The sequence below is a fragment of the Rossellomorea sp. SC111 genome (assembly GCF_024733565.1).
In the GTDB taxonomy this organism is placed as follows: Bacteria; Bacillota; Bacilli; order Bacillales; family Bacillaceae_B; genus Rossellomorea.
The window spans coordinates 245,674-263,460 of record NZ_JANIOC010000003.1 but is presented as its reverse complement, the minus strand read 5'-3'; the positions used below and the strand labels follow the sequence as shown (position 1 = coordinate 263,460).

Genomic DNA, 17,787 nt, shown 5'->3' with positions numbered 1-17,787 from the left:
GAATTTCTTGCGTATAAGGTTGTGCAAGCGTTTGCTAGGAGGTGATGGGGATGTCGTTTGCGTCTGAAACGAAAAAAGAACTGACTAATATTGAAGTGAAGGATTGTTGTGCAAGTGCAGAACTTTCCGCATTGATTCGCATGAATGGCTCATTGTCCTTCTCGAATCAAATGCTCGTCGTCAATATTCAAACCGAAAACGCCGCCATTGCCAGAAGAATCTATACCTTAATCAAAAAAGGGTACGACACCCCGGTAGAGCTTCTGGTACGAAAGAAGATGCGGCTGAAGAAAAACAATGTGTACATTGTCCGAATCAAAGAAGATACAAAGATGATCCTCGAGGACTTGAAAATACTGGGTGAACATTTCACCTTTATCCATAATATAGCGGAAGACCTGATCAAGAAGAAATGCTGCAGGCGCTCATACCTCAGGGGAGCATTCCTTGCGGGCGGTTCGGTCAACAATCCGGAAACATCATCGTATCATTTGGAAATCTTTTCTCTTTATTCTGAACACAACGAGGCGTTGTCCGAGCTGATGAATTCCTTTGGCTTGAACAGTAAGACCCTCGAACGGAAAAAAGGCTTCATTACGTATTTGAAGGAAGCGGAGAAAATCACGGAGTTCCTGAATATCATAGGGGCACACAATGCCCTGCTCCGATTTGAGGATGTACGGATCGTCCGTGATATGAGGAATTCCGTTAATCGTCTGGTGAATTGCGAGACGGCTAACTTGAATAAAACCATTGGTGCAGCCCTCAGACAGGTAGAAAACATCAAGTTTATCGAAAGACATGTAGGTTTGCAGGTTTTACCCGATAAACTAAGGGAGATAGCAGAGCTTCGAGTGAACTATCAGGATGTCACGTTGAAAGAACTGGGGGAAATGGTGTCAGGCGGCACGATCAGTAAATCAGGAATCAATCACCGCTTACGGAAAATCGATCAGCTGGCAGACAAGTTAAGAGCGGGAGAAAAGCTCAATACCTAATTAAGGACAAAGGGGAGAGAAATGGATATGGTGGAAAAACAAGTAGAAGTGAAATTGAAGACTGGTTTACAAGCGCGACCGGCAGCACTATTCGTACAGGAGGCAAACCGCTTCTCATCTGAAATCTTCTTAGAGAAGGACGGGAAGAAGGTAAATGCGAAAAGCATCATGGGCTTGATGAGTCTAGCGATCTCCACCGGTTCTGCCATCATATTGGTAGCGGACGGAAGCGACGAAGAAGAAGCCCTCGTCGCCCTTGAAAGATTCGTTCAAAAAGAAGCGTAAATGTGCAAATTCAGAAAAAGGCCGGTGACCAGGGAGTGGTCACCGGCCTTTTTTTTGTTCCAAACGAGAGGATAGCAACTCAGTCTTTCGAACCTTTTTTCCATTTATTTCACATTCTAAATGGAAGTCCCCCTCTTTTTTTGTTACATTGAACCTTTCAGGATACTCATATGAAATGGAGAAAAAGACACATAATATTTCCATTCCTCACCTATTAAACTAGAAAATACGAGAGTATAATAGAATGAGTTTGAAAAAATATATGACACAAAAATGTAACGGGAAGATTCCTATGAAATGCAAAAGAAGTTTACGACGAAGGAAGACGATGCCTTATGGAAAAATACACAAATCATTTCTTTAATAATATTCGAAAAAAACTAGAAGAATGGGAGGCCATGGCCACCATCCCCCATGAAGAAGTGTACCGCTTCATCCACTCCATGGCGGGGTCGGCCTCTGTTCTTGGTTTACATACAATCGGGGAGCGTGCCCGTGAATTGATGGATCAGCATAATGAAAAAGACGCTCGGACGTGGTCGATTTCAGAAGTGAAGGAAGAACTGTTTGATATCATCCAATATTGTTATCACCATGAGGAGGAATCGATCGAAGTATTTCCTGGCAAGCAAAGCAGGGATGGGGAAGAACCTGTTGTGTTACTCATCGATGATGATACGTCCTTCCTTATGTATATGAAGGAGGAGTTGGAGCAGATCGGATGGTACGTCGTTCCCATCGCCAATCCTGATAAGGCCATCATGTCGTACTATGATGTGAGGCCGGATTGTGCAATCATCGACATTTATATGGATGGGACGAATGGATTCGAGGTTCTGGACTTTTTCAAGAAAAAGCTGAAACAACAGTTCATTCCAACGGTCATGGTGAGCGTGGAGAACAGTAAAGAAGTCCGGATGAAGAGCTATCAGATGGGGGCGGATGATTTTATCGCCAAGCCATTTGACCTTGATGAGTTCATTGTACGGGTGAAGAGGCAGATGGAACGAAAGAAGCAAATGGAAGAGCTCGTATTGATTGATGAATTGACGATGGTTTATAACCGTAAATTCTTGAGTCAGGCGTATGCCCAAGTACAAAGCGACTGGGCACGCAGGAGGGATTCGTATTGTGTGGCCGTCCTTGATCTGGACGATTTCAAAGGGGTGAACGACCGCTATGGGCATCTGATGGGGGATCGGGTGCTGAAGGAATTTGCTTCACAATTGAAGTCCGAAACGAGGATCCAGGACACGGTTTTTCGCTTTGGGGGGGAAGAGTTTGTCATCGTCTTCCCACATACGTCTATAAAAGAAGCGTGCACATTTGTCGATGATATACGTAAGAGATTCAGTCAAATGGTGTTTCAGGCAAATCCCGACTTTTCTTGCACCTTTTCGGCAGGAGTGGCAGAGATCGCTGATCCGACGCAGCCATTTGATACATGGCTAAAGCTTGCGGATAATGCCCTTTATGAGGCGAAAAGCAGCGGCAGAAATGTCGTGAAGGTGGACGGGAAGGCAGGGGAGCATACCCTTCACAAAATCATGAAGATTGCCATCGTCGATGATGACCCGATCATTCGGACGGTGATGAAGGATATCGTGTCTAAACTGCCAGGGGAGCAGCATATTCAGTATGATATCCACACATTTAAAGATGGGGCTGCTTTTATAGGATCGGATTGGCATGAAGGAAATCCCTGTCTCGTGATTTTAGACGGGGTGATGCCGAAGATGGACGGGTTGGAAGTACTGGAGCAGATTCGCTCAAGAAGTGATTCGGATCGCTACAAAGTGCTCATGCTTACCTCCCGTAAAAGTGAGAGGGACATTTCAAGATCCCTTCAGCTCGGAGCCGATGATTATATGACGAAACCGTTTAAACTACTGGAGCTCGAGGCCCGTTTAGGTCAAATGCTAAAAAGGATGAGGTAAATTGTACTCACGGGAGCTTTATTATTTTTCTATTGCGCTGATCATTTTGCTCGTGATATTAACGGGTCTTTGCCTGTATTTGATGATAAAAAAAGTGATTGATAATAAAAATAGGACGCAGATTGAACGATATAAAGAGGAATATCAGTTGGCGCTCTTTCAATTTTTGCATGAGGGGGTGGAGGCGGAGGAGTTATCTGTTCGTTCTCCTTTGCAAACACGTGCCCTGGTCGAGTTACTGGCAGGCTTCTCGAAAATGTTTGCCTCGGATGACATGCAGGAACGCTTACAGGGGTTTGCAGAAGAACATTTTCAACCGTTCATTTTATCCCAGCTGAAGCACAGGCGATGGAGTATCCGGATGAATGCCCTTTATTGGATACACGATTTTAAGATGAAAAGTATGCTTGAACCACTAAAGAAACTTCACGCTTCAAAAAAGGTCAGCAAAGCGGAAGAGATGCAGCTGTTAAAAATTCATGTGCTATTTGATGAGAAGAACGTGGTTGAGAGGTTGAGTGAGACGAAGTATGAGTTGTCGGAATTTGAATTCAGTCTCTTGTTTCATTCATTCAGGGAAGATCAGTTCCGACCATTGATCTCTGCCTTTGATGATCTGCCTGAGGTCATGAGGTTTGCCCTCATCGATTCAATCGGGGTGAAGAATCGAATGGAGCATGTTTCATTCCTTAAGCGATTACTGGAAACCGGGACCACTGAGCTCAGGGTCCGTGCCTTGAAAGCAGTGGTGGGGATGGAATTTTATCTTGATATACCGACACTTTCCGTTCATTTGAACGCAGACTCATGGCAGGAGCGGCTGATGGCCATTAAAGCATGTGAATACATCCGTTCCACGGAGCTGAGTCCTGCCTTACAGGCCCTTATGAGCGACCCGTCCTTTTATGTTCGCTCCCAGGCAGCTCAATCCCTTTTGCGACTGGAAAATGGAGAAGCATTGTTAAGGGAAATTGCCGTGTATGCGGAAGATGGTTATGCAAGGGATATGGCCGAACAGTGGCTGGAAAGGGGGGCGGTTTCATGAATGAGATAGATTGGGGGAACATCCTGATTTCGATAGGGTGGTTCGTTCTCCTCTATATGATTCTCGTCGTCTCGTTTTATACGATTCTACTCGTGATCTCCCTTTTTCAATTAAGGAAAACCTATGGCCTCGATGAGTGGGAGCCGTATGAAGAGCTTTTACACCTCCATCAGACGAAGCCGGTTTCCATACTGGTCCCCGCTTACAATGAATCTGTCGGCATCATGGCGACGGTTAGATCATTATTGAGCATTGAATACCCGGAATACGAAATCATCATCGTTAACGATGGCTCCACCGATGATTCCATGGAAAAGCTCGTGGAAACCTTTCAGTTGGTGAAAATCAAGTGGGTGATCCGCCAGCAGCTGAAAACACAACCGGTGAAGGGTGTGTATCAGTCGAAGCTGTATAAAAATTTACTGGTGATCGATAAGGAAAACGGCGGCAAGGCAGATGCCTTGAATGCGGGGATCAATGTATCGAACTTTCCTTATTTCTGCTCCATCGATGGGGACTCGGTTCTCGAACGGACCGCTTTCCTGAAAGTGATGAAACCGATCGTCGAATCCGATGGGGAGGTCATAGCCTCCGGAGGAAGTATCCGGATCGCAAATGGATGCGAGATTGAAAGCGGTGAAATTGTGAAGGTGGGTCTTTCCCGTTCTCCACTCGTCGTGATGCAGGTGATCGAGTACTTAAGGGCGTTCCTTATGGGAAGGATCGGCTTGAGCCGCCATAATCTCCTTCTGATCGTATCGGGGGCGTTCGGTGTATTCTCGAAACGCTGGGTCGTCGATGCGGGTGGATATTCCCATACCGTGGGAGAGGATATGGAGCTCGTTGTCAGGCTCCACCGTTATGTGAAAGAACAAAAAGCCGATAAGAAAATCGTCTATGTGCCGGATCCGGTAAGCTGGACAGAAGCACCGGAATCCTTGAAATATTTACGCCGTCAACGGAGCAGATGGCATCGCGGTTTGTTTGAAAGCCTTTGGATCCACCGACGGCTCCTGTTTAATCCGAAGTACGGATCAATCGGCATGATTTCCATGCCATATTTTTTAATCATTGAATTTCTCGGCCCGGTCGTTGAACTGATGGGGTACATCATCATGGTTCTCTCCATTTTCCTTGGAGGGGTTTATCTGGAATTCGCCATTCTATTATTCTTGTTATCCATCCTATATGGGTCGGTGTTGTCCATGGCTGCGGTCCTCCTGGAAGAATGGTCCGTCCGAAAGTTCCCGAGAGCAACCGATATCGGAAGACTTTTCGTCTATTCATTGACCGAGACGTTATGGTACCGTCCGTTGACCGTTTTCTGGCGATGTGAAGGGATCTTGAACGTGATCCGTAAGAAGAGGGGCTGGGGAGAAATGGCGAGAAAAGGAGTATCGAAATGACAAAGTTGAAATCCTATTCGTTCCTCTTGTTCATCGTAAGCATCGTTCTTTTGGTGTCAGCCCCTTTTTGGCTGTGGCAGCTTAAAAAGGAACAGAACTTGGATGTACTGATCATTGATAAAACTGTACCGGATACTACTTATCGTGAACATAAAGGTCTTATGTGGCTGTTAAATCAACAGAAATATGTTCAATCAAATGGGAAACGGTATGATCTGAAGAAAGACTATATTGGGTTTGTTCCGGGAAAGGATCAAACCTTTGATGTAAAAAATATTCCCTCATCCACCGAGAAGTATGATGCGGTCTATATAGCCGATACATATGGGGTGTATGAAGAAGAGTTTCATAATGAAAATGTAGCGGGCAAGCGGTCTTCCAAACTTTACGGAGGCTTGACCGATCAGGATATGGACGCATTAAAAGACATGGCGATGAATGAAGGTAAAACATTGATTGCCGAGTTCAATTCCATGGCACAGCCTACGGAAGAAGAAACCCGGAAGAAATTCTACTCCCTGTTCAATCTGAAGTGGTCAGGATGGATCGGAAGGTATTTCCCTGAATTGGAAAATAGCGAAGTGCCTCAATGGGTAAGGGAGAACTACGAGAAGCAGTATGAAGAAGCGTACAATTTTACGGGCCCTGGTTATGTACTGGTGGACGAGAATGATCGGCTGGTGGTCATGGATAAAGATGACATCGGGAAGAAGGGTGCGGTCTTTTCCACTACCTCACGGGGTGAAGACTTAATCGGAAAAGGAATCAGCACGCCTTATTCATACTGGTTTGATATCGTGGAAGCGATCGAACCGGATGAAGTCATGGCCAACTATACGCTGTCGCTGTCCGAGAAGGGGAAGGATACCATGAAAGCACTGAATCTTCCCGTTACGTTCCCTGCCGTCGTTCACGGCCGGAACCGTCTATTCGACACGTACTATTTCAGCGGGGATTATGCAGATCAGGCAGATGTGCCCGATCTGTATCAAACCGTCGGATTTTCTGCCTGGAGAAAATGGACGGGGTCAGCCAGTCCGGATGATTCTTCCCAATTTTACTGGAAGGCCTATACTCCGATGATGACGGCAATCCTTAAGGATATTCAAAAGGGTAAAGAGCATGAGAAGAAGGAAAATATTGAAATCACGAAAGAAAATGGCCTGAAGCTCGCAGGGAAAACGGGCTCAGACTACATTCAAGTGAAAAAGGACGGAAAGTGGGAAGATCTCCTCATAAAAGGGGTGAATATGGGAATCGCAAGGCCGGGTTCATTTCCTGGAGAAACAGCGATTTCAAAAGAGGAATATTTGAGGTGGTTCAAACAAATCGGTGCCATGAATGCCAATTCACTACGGATTTACACCATCCATCCTCCAGAATTTTATGAGGCCTTTTACGAATACAATCAAATGGCAGATAAGCCTTTGTATTTATTCCAAGGCGTGTGGGTCAATGAAGAAATTTTCTTAAGGTCCGAGGATGCGTTTGCAAAAGAAAACACAGACGAATTTGCGTCAGAAATTAAAAAGACCATCGATCTCGTTCACGGGAACGCTGAAATTCCTGAACGAAAAGGCCATGCATCGGGGTCTTACACCTACGATATATCACCTTATGTTCTTGGGTGGATCTTTGGGGTCGAGTGGGATCCCGAGGTGGTCCTTGCGACAAATGAAAAACATAAAGGACTCGGGGACTTCAAGGGTGAATACATTGAAACGGACGGGGCAGAGCCGTTTGAAATCTGGCTGACAGAGAGAATGAATGAAGGCCTCAAGTATGAAACCGAGACGTATCAGTGGCAAAGGCCGGTCAGCTTCACGAACTGGGTGACCACCGATCTGTTGGATCATCCGAGCGAACCTCTGGAGAAGGAAGACATGGTGTCGGTCGACCCGAATGTCATGAAGGGGACCGACAAACTGAAAACCGGTTTATTCGCTTCCTATCATATCTACCCGTATTACCCTGACTTTCTGAATTACGAACAACCGTATGTAAATTACATCGATCACCGCGGAGAAAAGAATAATTACGCCGGCTATTTACATGACATGAAAAAGGCGCACTCCATGCCATTAGTGGTAGCGGAATTCGGTGTTCCGGGATCACGTGGCCTCACCCATGAAAACGTCTACGGTATGGATCAGGGAAATCATTCCGAAAAAGAACAGGGTGAAATCGACCGGAGATTATTCGAGGATATCGTGGAAGAGAAAATGGCCGGTGGAATGGTCTTTGCCTGGCAGGATGAATGGTTCAAGCGAACATGGAACACGATGGACTATGACAATCCGGACAGACGGCCTTTCTGGCAAAATGCCCAAACGAATGAGCAGCAGTTCGGAATGGTGAGCTTTGATCCGGGAGAAAGCGGGACATCCATGATTCATGTGGACGGTAGACCTGAGGATTGGACCTTCAATGAGATCGAACCTGCTTTTGATAAGGATGGCAACAGCATGTATGTGACAAGTGATGAACGTTTTGTGTATGTCCGAGTTGATTCGAACCGTATTTCAGAAGGGAAAGACACGTACCTTTTATTCGATACGATAGGGAATCAGGGTCAATCCACGCTTCCGGATGTGAAGGGAGTATCCACAAAAGGGGTGGACTTTGCTCTTCACATAAAGGGAACGAAGGAAGCGCGTTTATGGATCGACAGTTATTATGACACCCATCACTACCAATATGGGCATGTTCTCAACATGATAGAAGAAGAGACATATGCCAACGTGAAAAACAACGGGGTGTATCATCCAATTCGGTTGACGTTGAATAAATCACTGGACGTAGAAGGGAAAAACATCCCGTTCCAATCCTATGAAACCGGCGTTCTCCAGTTCGGAACATCGAACCCCGAGGATGAAGCGTATGATTCATTGACGGATATCAGTGTCGACTCGGCTGAAGGGCGATATGAAATCCGTATTCCCTGGCAACTGCTGAATGTAAAGGATCCGAGCCTGAAGGAGGCAATGGGGGATATCTGGGCAGGAAAAGGTCTGCAAAGCTCTACCACCCTTGACTCGATCAAAATCGGTTTATATGAAACCGACGGGGAAAAGGCATTTTCATATCCGGCACAGAATGAAGACGGGTTCATCAATCCTGCTCAGTTCTATCCATACTCTTGGGATACATGGGATGAACCGACCTCCCATGAGAGATTGAAGCAGTCTTACAATGAAATGAAAGAAGCTTTTGAGAAAGAAGGGGAATAAATATGGCAAGAATTCTGATTGCGGAAGATGAAGAAGTCCTCCGGATGCTGATGGTGGATACACTTGAAGACGAAGGACATGAGCTTGATGAAGCAGCAGACGGTGAGGAAGCGATCAATTCCATCATGGAAAACGACTATGATCTCATTCTTCTCGATTATATGATGCCTTTATACACAGGGCTTGAAGTGATTGAGAAAATAAGGAACTCTCCAGATAAAGGCACGGTGAAAATTATGATGGTGTCAGCAAAGAGCCAGCAGGCGGATAAAGACCTCGTTCTGAAGTCCGGAGCCGATTATTTCATTGCCAAGCCGTATAGTCCTGCAGAGCTTGTTCAGCGGATCGAGGACATAATGAATGAAGAGAATTAGAGAATTATTTCAAACGAGCTTACGCAATCAATTCATCGGATTGATGAGCGGCTTCATCGCCATCTTCTTCATCGGGGCTGCCTGTTTGTTTCTGTATGATCAATCCATTTCAAATGAGTACCAGGTTCAGAGGAACGACCTCAATCAAAAAGCAGACTTGGCTGAACAATTGGATAGAAACTTTCAAAGGGCATTCTTTGATGCGAGGGGATACCTTGCATTTGGAAGGCAGGAGTTGAAAGAAAGTATTTTCGTGCAGGAGAAAAAAGTGGCCGACACGCTGGAAAAACTGAAAGGATTAAAAACAGATACGGAAGATCAACTCTTCTTTAAGGATGTGGAAGAATTTTCTACTCTGTATTTTAAGGATATGGCCCCGAGGATCATCGGTGATTTCGAAAATGGGAATATCGAGGCAGTGAAAGAGGCCTCGGCTGACGGTGCAACGGCCACAATCGAAACCTTTCAAACCCAGCTCAACAGATATGCAGACTCAATTGAACAAAGCAAGCGAAGTGCATATGATGAGCTGAAACGGAAAGAGTCCTTTAGCCAAACAGCTTTTGTGATTTTTATTTTTCTGATGCTCCTTGTACTCATGCGTTTAATGAGGATGATTGCGAAACGGATCGGTCAGCCCCTCGATCAGGTGGCATCAGCAGCAGAGCAAATTGCTGAAAACGAAGCATACCAGCAATGGTCCTTTGAAAATAAACGGAAAGATGAAATCGGTAAGATGTCCAGGGCATTCGAAAAGATGATCTATAAAATCCAGGAGAAGGAAGAGCATCTCCTGGCTCAGAATGAAGAACTGCAGGCTCAGCAGGATGAGTTGGAATCCCAGCAATCAGAACTTGAGCATCTGCTGAATATGACAAAGAACAGGGAGTCACAGCTGGAGCGGAGAAACGAATTCATTCATGGGATATCGAGCTCCCTCAACAAGCAGGAGGTACTCGAGAGCATCGTGAAAAGCATGAGTCATGTGATGGGGGCCTCACGGGGTATGATCGTCCTAATGGATGAACAAAAGTCCAATGCGGTATATGGGATATCGAAAAAGGGTGCGGATCAGTTCTTGACGTACATTTATAATGGTATCCATCAGCGATTATTTGATTCGAGGGAACCCTTCTCACTTAAAAGGGAAATGGCGCCGTCCGAGAAAGGGTATCACGAGGAAATCCTTTACTCGTATGACTTATTCTTGCCTGTCCTTTCCGTCGATCAACAGGTGGAAGCCATCATGGTATTCAGCCGTTTCGGAAATGACTTCACTAAGCAGGAATTGGGTGAGTACACGAGCCTGGCAAAGCAAATCTCCATCTCCCTGCAAAAGATCACCCTTTTTGAAGAGTCCGAGACCAACCGTCAATTAACCCAGGACATCCTTAACAACATTCAAGAGGGAATACAACTCATCGATAAAGATGGCAACAACTTATTGATGAATAGGAAATTGTCGGCTCTGATCAAGGATGGGATCGACGGACTCCAACAGTCAGGCTATCAAACCTGGAAGCAAGCACTGATTGACCGGGTGGAAGACAAAGAGAAACTGGATAAGTATTTTGAAACCATTGTGAAGGAAGGGAAAACAGGTAAACATCTCCTTACCTATCACCTGGTGGATAGTAAAGAAGTATTCCAGGTATATTCTGAATCCCTCTATCGCGGGGAAGAGCAGATAGGCACGATCTTTGTTCATCGGAATATCACGAAAGAATTCGAAGTCGATCAAATGAAATCGGAGTTTGTCAGCACCGTCAGCCATGAACTTCGCACACCGCTGTCTAGTGTGCTTGGATTTACGGAACTGATGCTGACAAGAGACCTGAAGCCGGAAAGAACGAAGAAATACTTAACGACGATCTACCAGGAAGCAAAGCGGTTAACGTCCCTAATCAATGACTTCCTTGATGTGCAGCGCATGGAGTCCGGACGCCAGACTTTCGATAAAAAATTCGAGGATGTTGTCCCGGTCATTCAACAGGTGATCGATACCCAAAGGGTGAATGCACCCCATCACTCTTTCAATATCGCAAGGGATACGGACTGCACGATCGTCCTTGGGGACCGGGATAAGTTGTCACAGGCATTCACCAATCTCATCAGCAATGCCATCAAATATTCTCCTGACGGGGGTACCATCACCATTGGGTTCCGTGAAGGAGAGGAGAGCATCCTCATCGATATTCGGGATGAGGGTCTGGGAATACCACAGGAGGCGATTCCAAATCTGTTCAACAAATTTTATCGTGTCGATAATTCAGATCAGAGAAGAATCGGTGGCACCGGATTGGGTCTGACCATCGTGAAGGAAATCATTGAAACCCATGAAGGGGATATCACCGTTTCCTCACAAGAAGGGAAAGGGAGCGTGTTCACCATCCGTTTGCCGATCGTGACGATCGAAAGCTTCAAAGAGGATGAACACTGCGGGGATGGCATGAATATTATCGTCATTGAAGATGATATCAATTTGGCATCCTTACTCAAAGCCGAACTTTCCGACAGTGGTTTCAAGGTGCAGCATACAGCTTCAGGTGGTGAAGCATTAACCAAAATCCAGGAAGAGAAACCCGATGCCGTCGTCCTGGATATTATGCTTGAAGGAGGCATGTCGGGATGGGATGTCCTTGAGAAAATGAAATCGGACCACCACCTTGCCCAAATACCGATTATCATTTCTTCCGCGCTGGATGAAAAAGAAAAAGGACTAACCCTTGGAGCCAATGATTATTTAGTCAAACCCTATCATCCCAGCAGGCTGTCCAAAACGATCTTACATCTGCTATTAAAAAAAGGAATGAACGGTGAAATTTTGGTGCCGGTTGAGGGAAAACGGTTACAATAGAATAATAAAAACCCCTTTCCCATGAGTACCGGGAAGGGGGTTTTGTTTACTTATTTATTATCCATTTCGTTACGAGTGATGATGCGGTCGATCAATCCGTATTCAAGCGCTCTTTCAGCTGTCATGAAATTGTCGCGATCTGTATCTTTCGAAATCACTTCAAGTGGCTGGCCAGTGCGATCAGCCAGGATTTGATTCAGTTTTTCACGAAGGAATAGAATGCGCTTTGCAGCGATTTCAATTTCCGTCGCCTGACCTTGAGCTCCTCCAAGTGGTTGGTGAATCATCACTTCAGCGTTTGGAAGGGCTAAGCGTTTGCCTTTTGCACCTGCCGCAAGAAGGAACGCACCCATTGAAGCCGCCATACCGATACAGATCGTCTGTACATCAGGTTTGATGTATTGAATTGTATCGTAGATGGCCATACCTGCCGTGATGCTACCGCCAGGAGAGTTTATGTAGATTGAGATATCCTTCTCCGGGTTTTCAGATTCAAGGAAAAGAAGCTGTGCTACAATGGAGTTCGCCACATTGTCGTCGATCCCGCTTCCAAGCATGATGACACGGTCTTTCAATAAACGTGAATAAATGTCATACGCACGCTCACCGCGGTTTGTTTGCTCAATTACTGTAGGAATTAAATTCATCCTCGTTCCTCCTTAGAAATTCTTTTTATTTGTTGGAATTACTTATTCACTTTGTATTGTTATCATACACCCATGGTCAATAAAGGTCAAACTAAACGCTTCCTTTATTACCCTGTATATAAATCCTTTCTACATGATACCCATTGATACCTTTTTTAAACGGGAGGGTGTTTGTAAAGTTTATGGTTTATTATATGTGAGATAGTACTTCCTTCTTCAAGATTATTTAGAGAAGGTTCCTCTTTGAGAAAAGTACAGTTTAGAATCGAAGACCGTTTCTTTCCGCTGCAGGCACTTGCTTTCCGGCGGGGAGGGAGTCGAGCCTCCTCGGGCTTGCGCCCTGTGGGGTCTCAACTGTCTAGCTACAGCGGCTAGCCCCTCGAGGTCATAAGCTAAATGGTCCACGAAGGCAGAAAAACGCCTTCTTAGGCCCATTCATCTTATGCTTGTCGGGGCTGGGCGAGCCGCTTCCGCTTTTCGAACCTTCCCGCTTTTCCCGCAGGAGTCAAGTGCCTTCCGCTTCAATCCACTCTGTGATTCTCGAATGGGTTAGTAAAAAAGGGGAGTAGATCCTATCCTAATAGAGTAAGTGTGCTACAAAGAAGTTTCATCCACTTTAAAAGATATCATTGAAGGATTAAAAGAAGACGTAAATGATAATATCTATTGCAAACAAGTAATATCTGGCTTATAATATATATTCGTGACGGTTATTCATTTCATGCCCTCGTGGTGCAACGGATAGCACGTAAGATTCCGGTTCTTAAGATGGGGGTTCGATTCCCTCCGAGGGCGTAGTTTAATTCAACGAGTTCCTGTGTTTGTATGATTTTTATACAAGCGCAGGAACTTTTTTGTTTGGGTGCTTTTCATTCGTGAGTACCACGTAACGAATACCACGCAATGCAGGGCTTTATATGTCGAGGAGAAAAGCAGTCGATCCAAACGTTTTAGAAAAACTTATTAAAAAACAGGAACAACCAGTAAAAGATTTTCAACAAGCGTCTGAGGAATTCTTTAAGCATTGTAAAATTAAAGGACTTTCGCCAGATACAATTATGTATTATCAAAAAGAACTGAAGGGACCATTTAGAGCTTTTGTTGAAATTGATGTACGCATAAACGATGTAAGGGCCATGAAGACACAGGACATCGAGAACTGGGTGGAGCATATGCTAGAGCAAAATAGGGCTGTATCTTCGATAAATGCAAGAATGAGAGCGGGAAGAACGTTCATGAATTACTGTTTAAAGAAAGATTGTTGGATTCTCCTGATATAACACAATTCGTTGGGTTGCGTGACCTTGCAATTATGCTTACTTTTGCTCATGTTGGATTAAGACTAAAAGAACTTTGCTCACTAGACTAAAATTGAAATTAATGGAGTTGAAATTGAGATACCCAATAACTCCCTTAGAGAAAAACCACTTGCACATTTCGAAGCTATACGGGGATTGCTCAAATGAATATCAATCACTGGAGTGTCGTATTTGAAGCGCTCCATATTTCGTATATTAGATCGATGGAATATTATGGGTGAAATTCACGAGATTGTTACATAAACTAATAAAACCCGTCTTTTAAATAGTCTACTACACTAGTATCAGTATGTACGGGGGATTTTCTGCTATATCTTTCTTTATATATATGAATAGTTTGCAGGTACAGACACACGTCACAAAATTTTAACACTCTCTATTGCCTTTGAAGGGAGGACATAGTTACAAATTCGGAATGTATCCTATATTTTTGTGTAATAATGGAATAAATGGAGTTTTATCAATAGTGAAGAGAAAGGATATAGTATCGGAAAACCGTCATTTTTTACCTAATTAATGGAAATTATATTATAATTTAACGAAAAGAACGGAGGTGATTCAAATGGCGTATACTTTACATACCGAGCTAATTAATATTTTTTTGAAACAAGGAAGAGAAGAAATTGATGTTCAAATTACTGTTGAGGAAGTAGATAATACTGCTCTTAGTAAAAAATTAATTAACGGAATATCAAAAAAAATGGATCTAAATGTTTTTACTGCAACTTTAGAGAGGTTAATTGATATTCTTGAAGAAAAGTATCCAAGTGCATCTATTAAAATAGTAGATGAAAATAAAGCCCGTTCATTAAATGAAAAAGATGAGAACATAGTGATTAGTACAGAAATTATAGTGAAGTTTAAGTTCTTAGGTGGCAACTATAACTAAAGTGAAGAAACATGGTGGTTAATTGTATTGGCCACCTTTTTAATACTCTTATCGAGCGATAACATTGTTATTTTAAAAATATAAGGCCTATAGTTTTGATATTATTAAGTTTTATTTGCTATTAATAATGTGGTATTGTTTACCATATAGAAGACAGATTCCTATATTAAAAGAAAAGTGTCAATACTTTTATACTTGGGAGGGATTTTTTTGACAGTGCAAATATTAGCGTTGGATTCCGTGCAAATAATTTCACTTTTAAAGGAAAGGAATACAGATTTCTATAATGGCTTGATTAAAGTTTATAGAAAAGTTGAACCATTATTAAATACTAGAATTAGTCAAGTTTTTCCTAGTTATACACTACATGATATTAATCACTCTTTAAGAATTATGGATTATATGGGTAAACTAGTCCCAGATTTGAATAGACTAAATGATTTTGAATTAGCATTGTTGGCATTCTCTGCTTTACTACATGATATTGGAATGGCTGCTACAGACAAAGAAGTTAAAGGAATAAAAAATGGAGAACTTTCTTATAGTGAAATAGAGTATGATGCTGTTCTCAAAAAATTTAATGGTGACGAAGAACAAGCTATTCAGGATTACATAAGAAGAGTTCATGCTTTTAGATCCGCTGAGTTTGTAAAACGGTTCTTAAAAGACGATTTGATAATTCCAAATATGTTTAACACTACTTTTGAAGATCAAATAGCACTTATTTGTCAATCCCACACTGAAGATATTTCATGGATAAAACAAAATTTAGATACATATGGGCAAAAAGGTGAGTATACATATAATCCTCAGTTCTGTTCGATAATTCTAAGGCTTGCTGATATACTAGATTTTGATAGTCAACGAACACCTCCATCTTTGTTTGAATCCATACGTCCTCAAGGAATAAGTAAAGCAGAGTGGGTACAACATTTCTCTATCGAAAACACAGAAAAGATTAAACATGTTGAAAATGATTTTAAAGTAATTGAGCTTCATGGTAGATGTAGCAACCCATTTATTCACAGAAAAATATTGAGTTACATAAACTGGATTAATGCAGAAATCAATAACGCTAATGATTTAACACAGGGGTTTTCAAAAAAATATCGACTGCTTTTACATCCCAAAGTTTATAACTTTATTAAATCCGAGGGCTATACAATTGCTGATATGAAATTTAAAGTTAACTATGATCAGTTAACTAAGTTATTAATGGGTCAACAATTGTATGGTGAAAAGAAGCACGGACTAAGAGAGTTAATTCAAAATAGTATAGATGCTTGTAAGTTAAAAAAAGAGATTATCAACAAAAATAAGCAGTTTGGTGACGAGGAGTACAATCCGGAAATTAGGATTACGCTGGATAAAAAAAATAATACAGTTACCATTAAAGATAATGGGATTGGGATGAACCTCCATGTATTAAAGAACTATTTTTTGAAATTAGGAGCTTCATTTTATAAATCTGACGATTATACTCTTAAAGGATTTAGGTATAAACCAATCGGAAATTATGGAATTGGTTTTTTAGCTTGTTTTATGTTATCAGATGTAGTTAAAGTAAGAACCAGACATATGAATGAGCCAGAATTGTTTGAGGTTGATTTGTCTAAGTATGATGAATTTGTGTGTATTAACCATCATACTGCAGTTCAAAATCAGGGAACAGAAGTTACTCTAAGTTATAATCAATTTATGGATTGTTGGGAAAATTTAGATACCTTGAAGAAGTTTTTGAATAGTCACTTTCTAACTGATGAAATAAACATCATATACATAAATATTGATGAAGAAGTTATAGAAAAAATAGACCATCAATTTTTCCGTCATGAGGGTAAACAATTTGTTAATTTATCTAAATATTTTAATGGAATAGATGCTCAAGTTAATCTTGTGCAAAATAACTTTGACTATATTTTTGAGTCAAGTATTGAAGATATTCAATATAAAGGTGAACCGTTCATTTATGATGGGGAATCATTGATTCCACTTGATGAGAACGAAGGCAAATTTCAATTATTAGATTTTTTACATGATAATAAATTAACAGTCTTAAATTTTCCAATAATAGCAGATGGTGAAGAATTAGATAAAATCTTTGAACTTATAGATGATAGTGAAGATGCTAAGGATCTTTACATTGAAAAAAATGATCCTAAGTATATGACTATAATTGCGAAAAGGGAATTAATGGATGATGCTCCTGAAGGTTTTTTGAATCACGGTAATAGTATATTTCCAGATTTAAATCTAGATGATCTAGAAGGGTATGGACATGATTATTCAGCGGGTTCGTTCTTTGAAATTGAGGAAAAGATAATTTTCAACATTGATAATAATCGTGTGTTTTTACCTATTAATTCCACTAAGTATTTAAAGTATAGTGTTATTAACAGGGAGAATTTTGATTTATTTGTCAGAAATGTATTTGTAAAAAAATTTAGTTTAGATATTCCTTTTATCCTTCTAAATTTATCCATTAAGGAATTAAATATTAATATTAAAAATGAAGAAGTAATTCCAAATGTAACAAGGAATGATCTTAGCCAAAATGATCTAATTGAAATAAAATACGCGATTTACCAAGCGCTTTGCCTTCATTTGTATGAAAACCAAAAGGACGTTCTAAAAAAACAAACTATATTAGGGTATGTTAAGAAATATCACCAGCAAAAAACAAAATTTATTAAAAGTGAATATGGAAATCTTTTTAAGTAATTTAGGAAAGTCCATGATTAAATGGGCTTTCTTTTTTTATTGATAATCCATATATGAATTTGAAGGGATTGACGAATAA

12 protein-coding genes and 1 tRNA gene are annotated in these 17,787 nt (G+C 41.9%); 12 read left to right on the top strand and 1 reads right to left on the bottom strand.

The window, feature by feature from the left end:
• The first annotated feature begins 50 nt into the window (after positions 1-50).
• The 8 genes from whiA (at position 51) to NQ095_RS05230 (ending at position 12,132) form a co-directional block, all read left to right on the top strand.
• Complete coding sequence (gene whiA / locus NQ095_RS05265; protein WP_034764240.1) at positions 51-998, top strand: DNA-binding protein WhiA; 948 nt, start codon at positions 51-53, stop codon at positions 996-998.
• A gap of 27 nt (positions 999-1,025) precedes the next feature.
• A complete protein-coding gene (locus tag NQ095_RS05260) occupies positions 1,026-1,283 on the top strand; it encodes an HPr family phosphocarrier protein (RefSeq protein WP_258262417.1) in 258 nt (85 codons plus the stop codon).
• A 335-nt stretch (positions 1,284-1,618) separates the two neighbouring features.
• A complete protein-coding gene (locus NQ095_RS05255) occupies positions 1,619-3,220 on the top strand; it encodes a GGDEF domain-containing response regulator (RefSeq protein WP_258262416.1) in 1,602 nt (533 codons plus the stop codon).
• A 52-nt stretch (positions 3,221-3,272) separates the two neighbouring features.
• The gene (locus NQ095_RS05250) at positions 3,273-4,265 is read left to right on the top strand and encodes a HEAT repeat domain-containing protein (RefSeq protein WP_258262500.1); all 993 of its coding nucleotides are present in this window, start codon (positions 3,273-3,275) and stop codon (positions 4,263-4,265) included.
• Positions 4,262-5,671, top strand: a complete 1,410-nt coding sequence (locus tag NQ095_RS05245) for a glycosyltransferase family 2 protein (protein ID WP_258262415.1) — start codon at positions 4,262-4,264, stop codon at positions 5,669-5,671. The genes NQ095_RS05250 and NQ095_RS05245 overlap by 4 nt, the downstream gene beginning before the upstream one ends.
• Entirely contained in the window at positions 5,668-8,901 is a 3,234-nt protein-coding gene (locus NQ095_RS05240) for a hypothetical protein (RefSeq protein ID WP_258262414.1), read from the top strand. The genes NQ095_RS05245 and NQ095_RS05240 overlap by 4 nt, the downstream gene beginning before the upstream one ends.
• A 2-nt stretch (positions 8,902-8,903) precedes the next feature.
• Complete coding sequence (locus tag NQ095_RS05235) at positions 8,904-9,275, top strand: response regulator transcription factor (protein ID WP_258262413.1); 372 nt, start codon at positions 8,904-8,906, stop codon at positions 9,273-9,275.
• Positions 9,262-12,132, top strand: coding sequence for an ATP-binding protein (locus NQ095_RS05230; RefSeq protein WP_258262412.1), 2,871 nt, complete (start codon positions 9,262-9,264; stop codon positions 12,130-12,132). The genes NQ095_RS05235 and NQ095_RS05230 overlap by 14 nt, the downstream gene beginning before the upstream one ends.
• A 50-nt stretch (positions 12,133-12,182) precedes the next feature.
• Here the strand turns inward: NQ095_RS05230 and clpP are convergent, their stop codons facing one another.
• Entirely contained in the window at positions 12,183-12,779 is a 597-nt protein-coding gene (clpP, locus tag NQ095_RS05225; RefSeq protein ID WP_098439082.1) for an ATP-dependent Clp endopeptidase proteolytic subunit ClpP, read from the bottom strand.
• Between the two features lie 723 nt (positions 12,780-13,502).
• Between clpP and NQ095_RS05220 the strand changes: the two genes are divergently transcribed.
• The 4 genes from NQ095_RS05220 to NQ095_RS05205 all read left to right on the top strand — a co-directional run bounded on the left by NQ095_RS05220 (position 13,503) and on the right by NQ095_RS05205 (position 17,708).
• Positions 13,503-13,574: transfer RNA gene (locus NQ095_RS05220), tRNA-Arg, on the top strand.
• Positions 13,575-13,696: 122 nt separating this feature from the next.
• Positions 13,697-14,059, top strand: a complete 363-nt coding sequence (locus NQ095_RS05215) for a site-specific integrase (RefSeq protein WP_258262411.1) — start codon at positions 13,697-13,699, stop codon at positions 14,057-14,059.
• A gap of 601 nt (positions 14,060-14,660) precedes the next feature.
• The gene (locus NQ095_RS05210; protein ID WP_258262410.1) at positions 14,661-14,987 is read left to right on the top strand and encodes a hypothetical protein; all 327 of its coding nucleotides are present in this window, start codon (positions 14,661-14,663) and stop codon (positions 14,985-14,987) included.
• A 216-nt stretch (positions 14,988-15,203) separates the two neighbouring features.
• Positions 15,204-17,708, top strand: coding sequence for an HD domain-containing protein (locus NQ095_RS05205; RefSeq protein ID WP_258262499.1), 2,505 nt, complete (start codon positions 15,204-15,206; stop codon positions 17,706-17,708).
• Positions 17,709-17,787 lie beyond the last annotated feature (79 nt).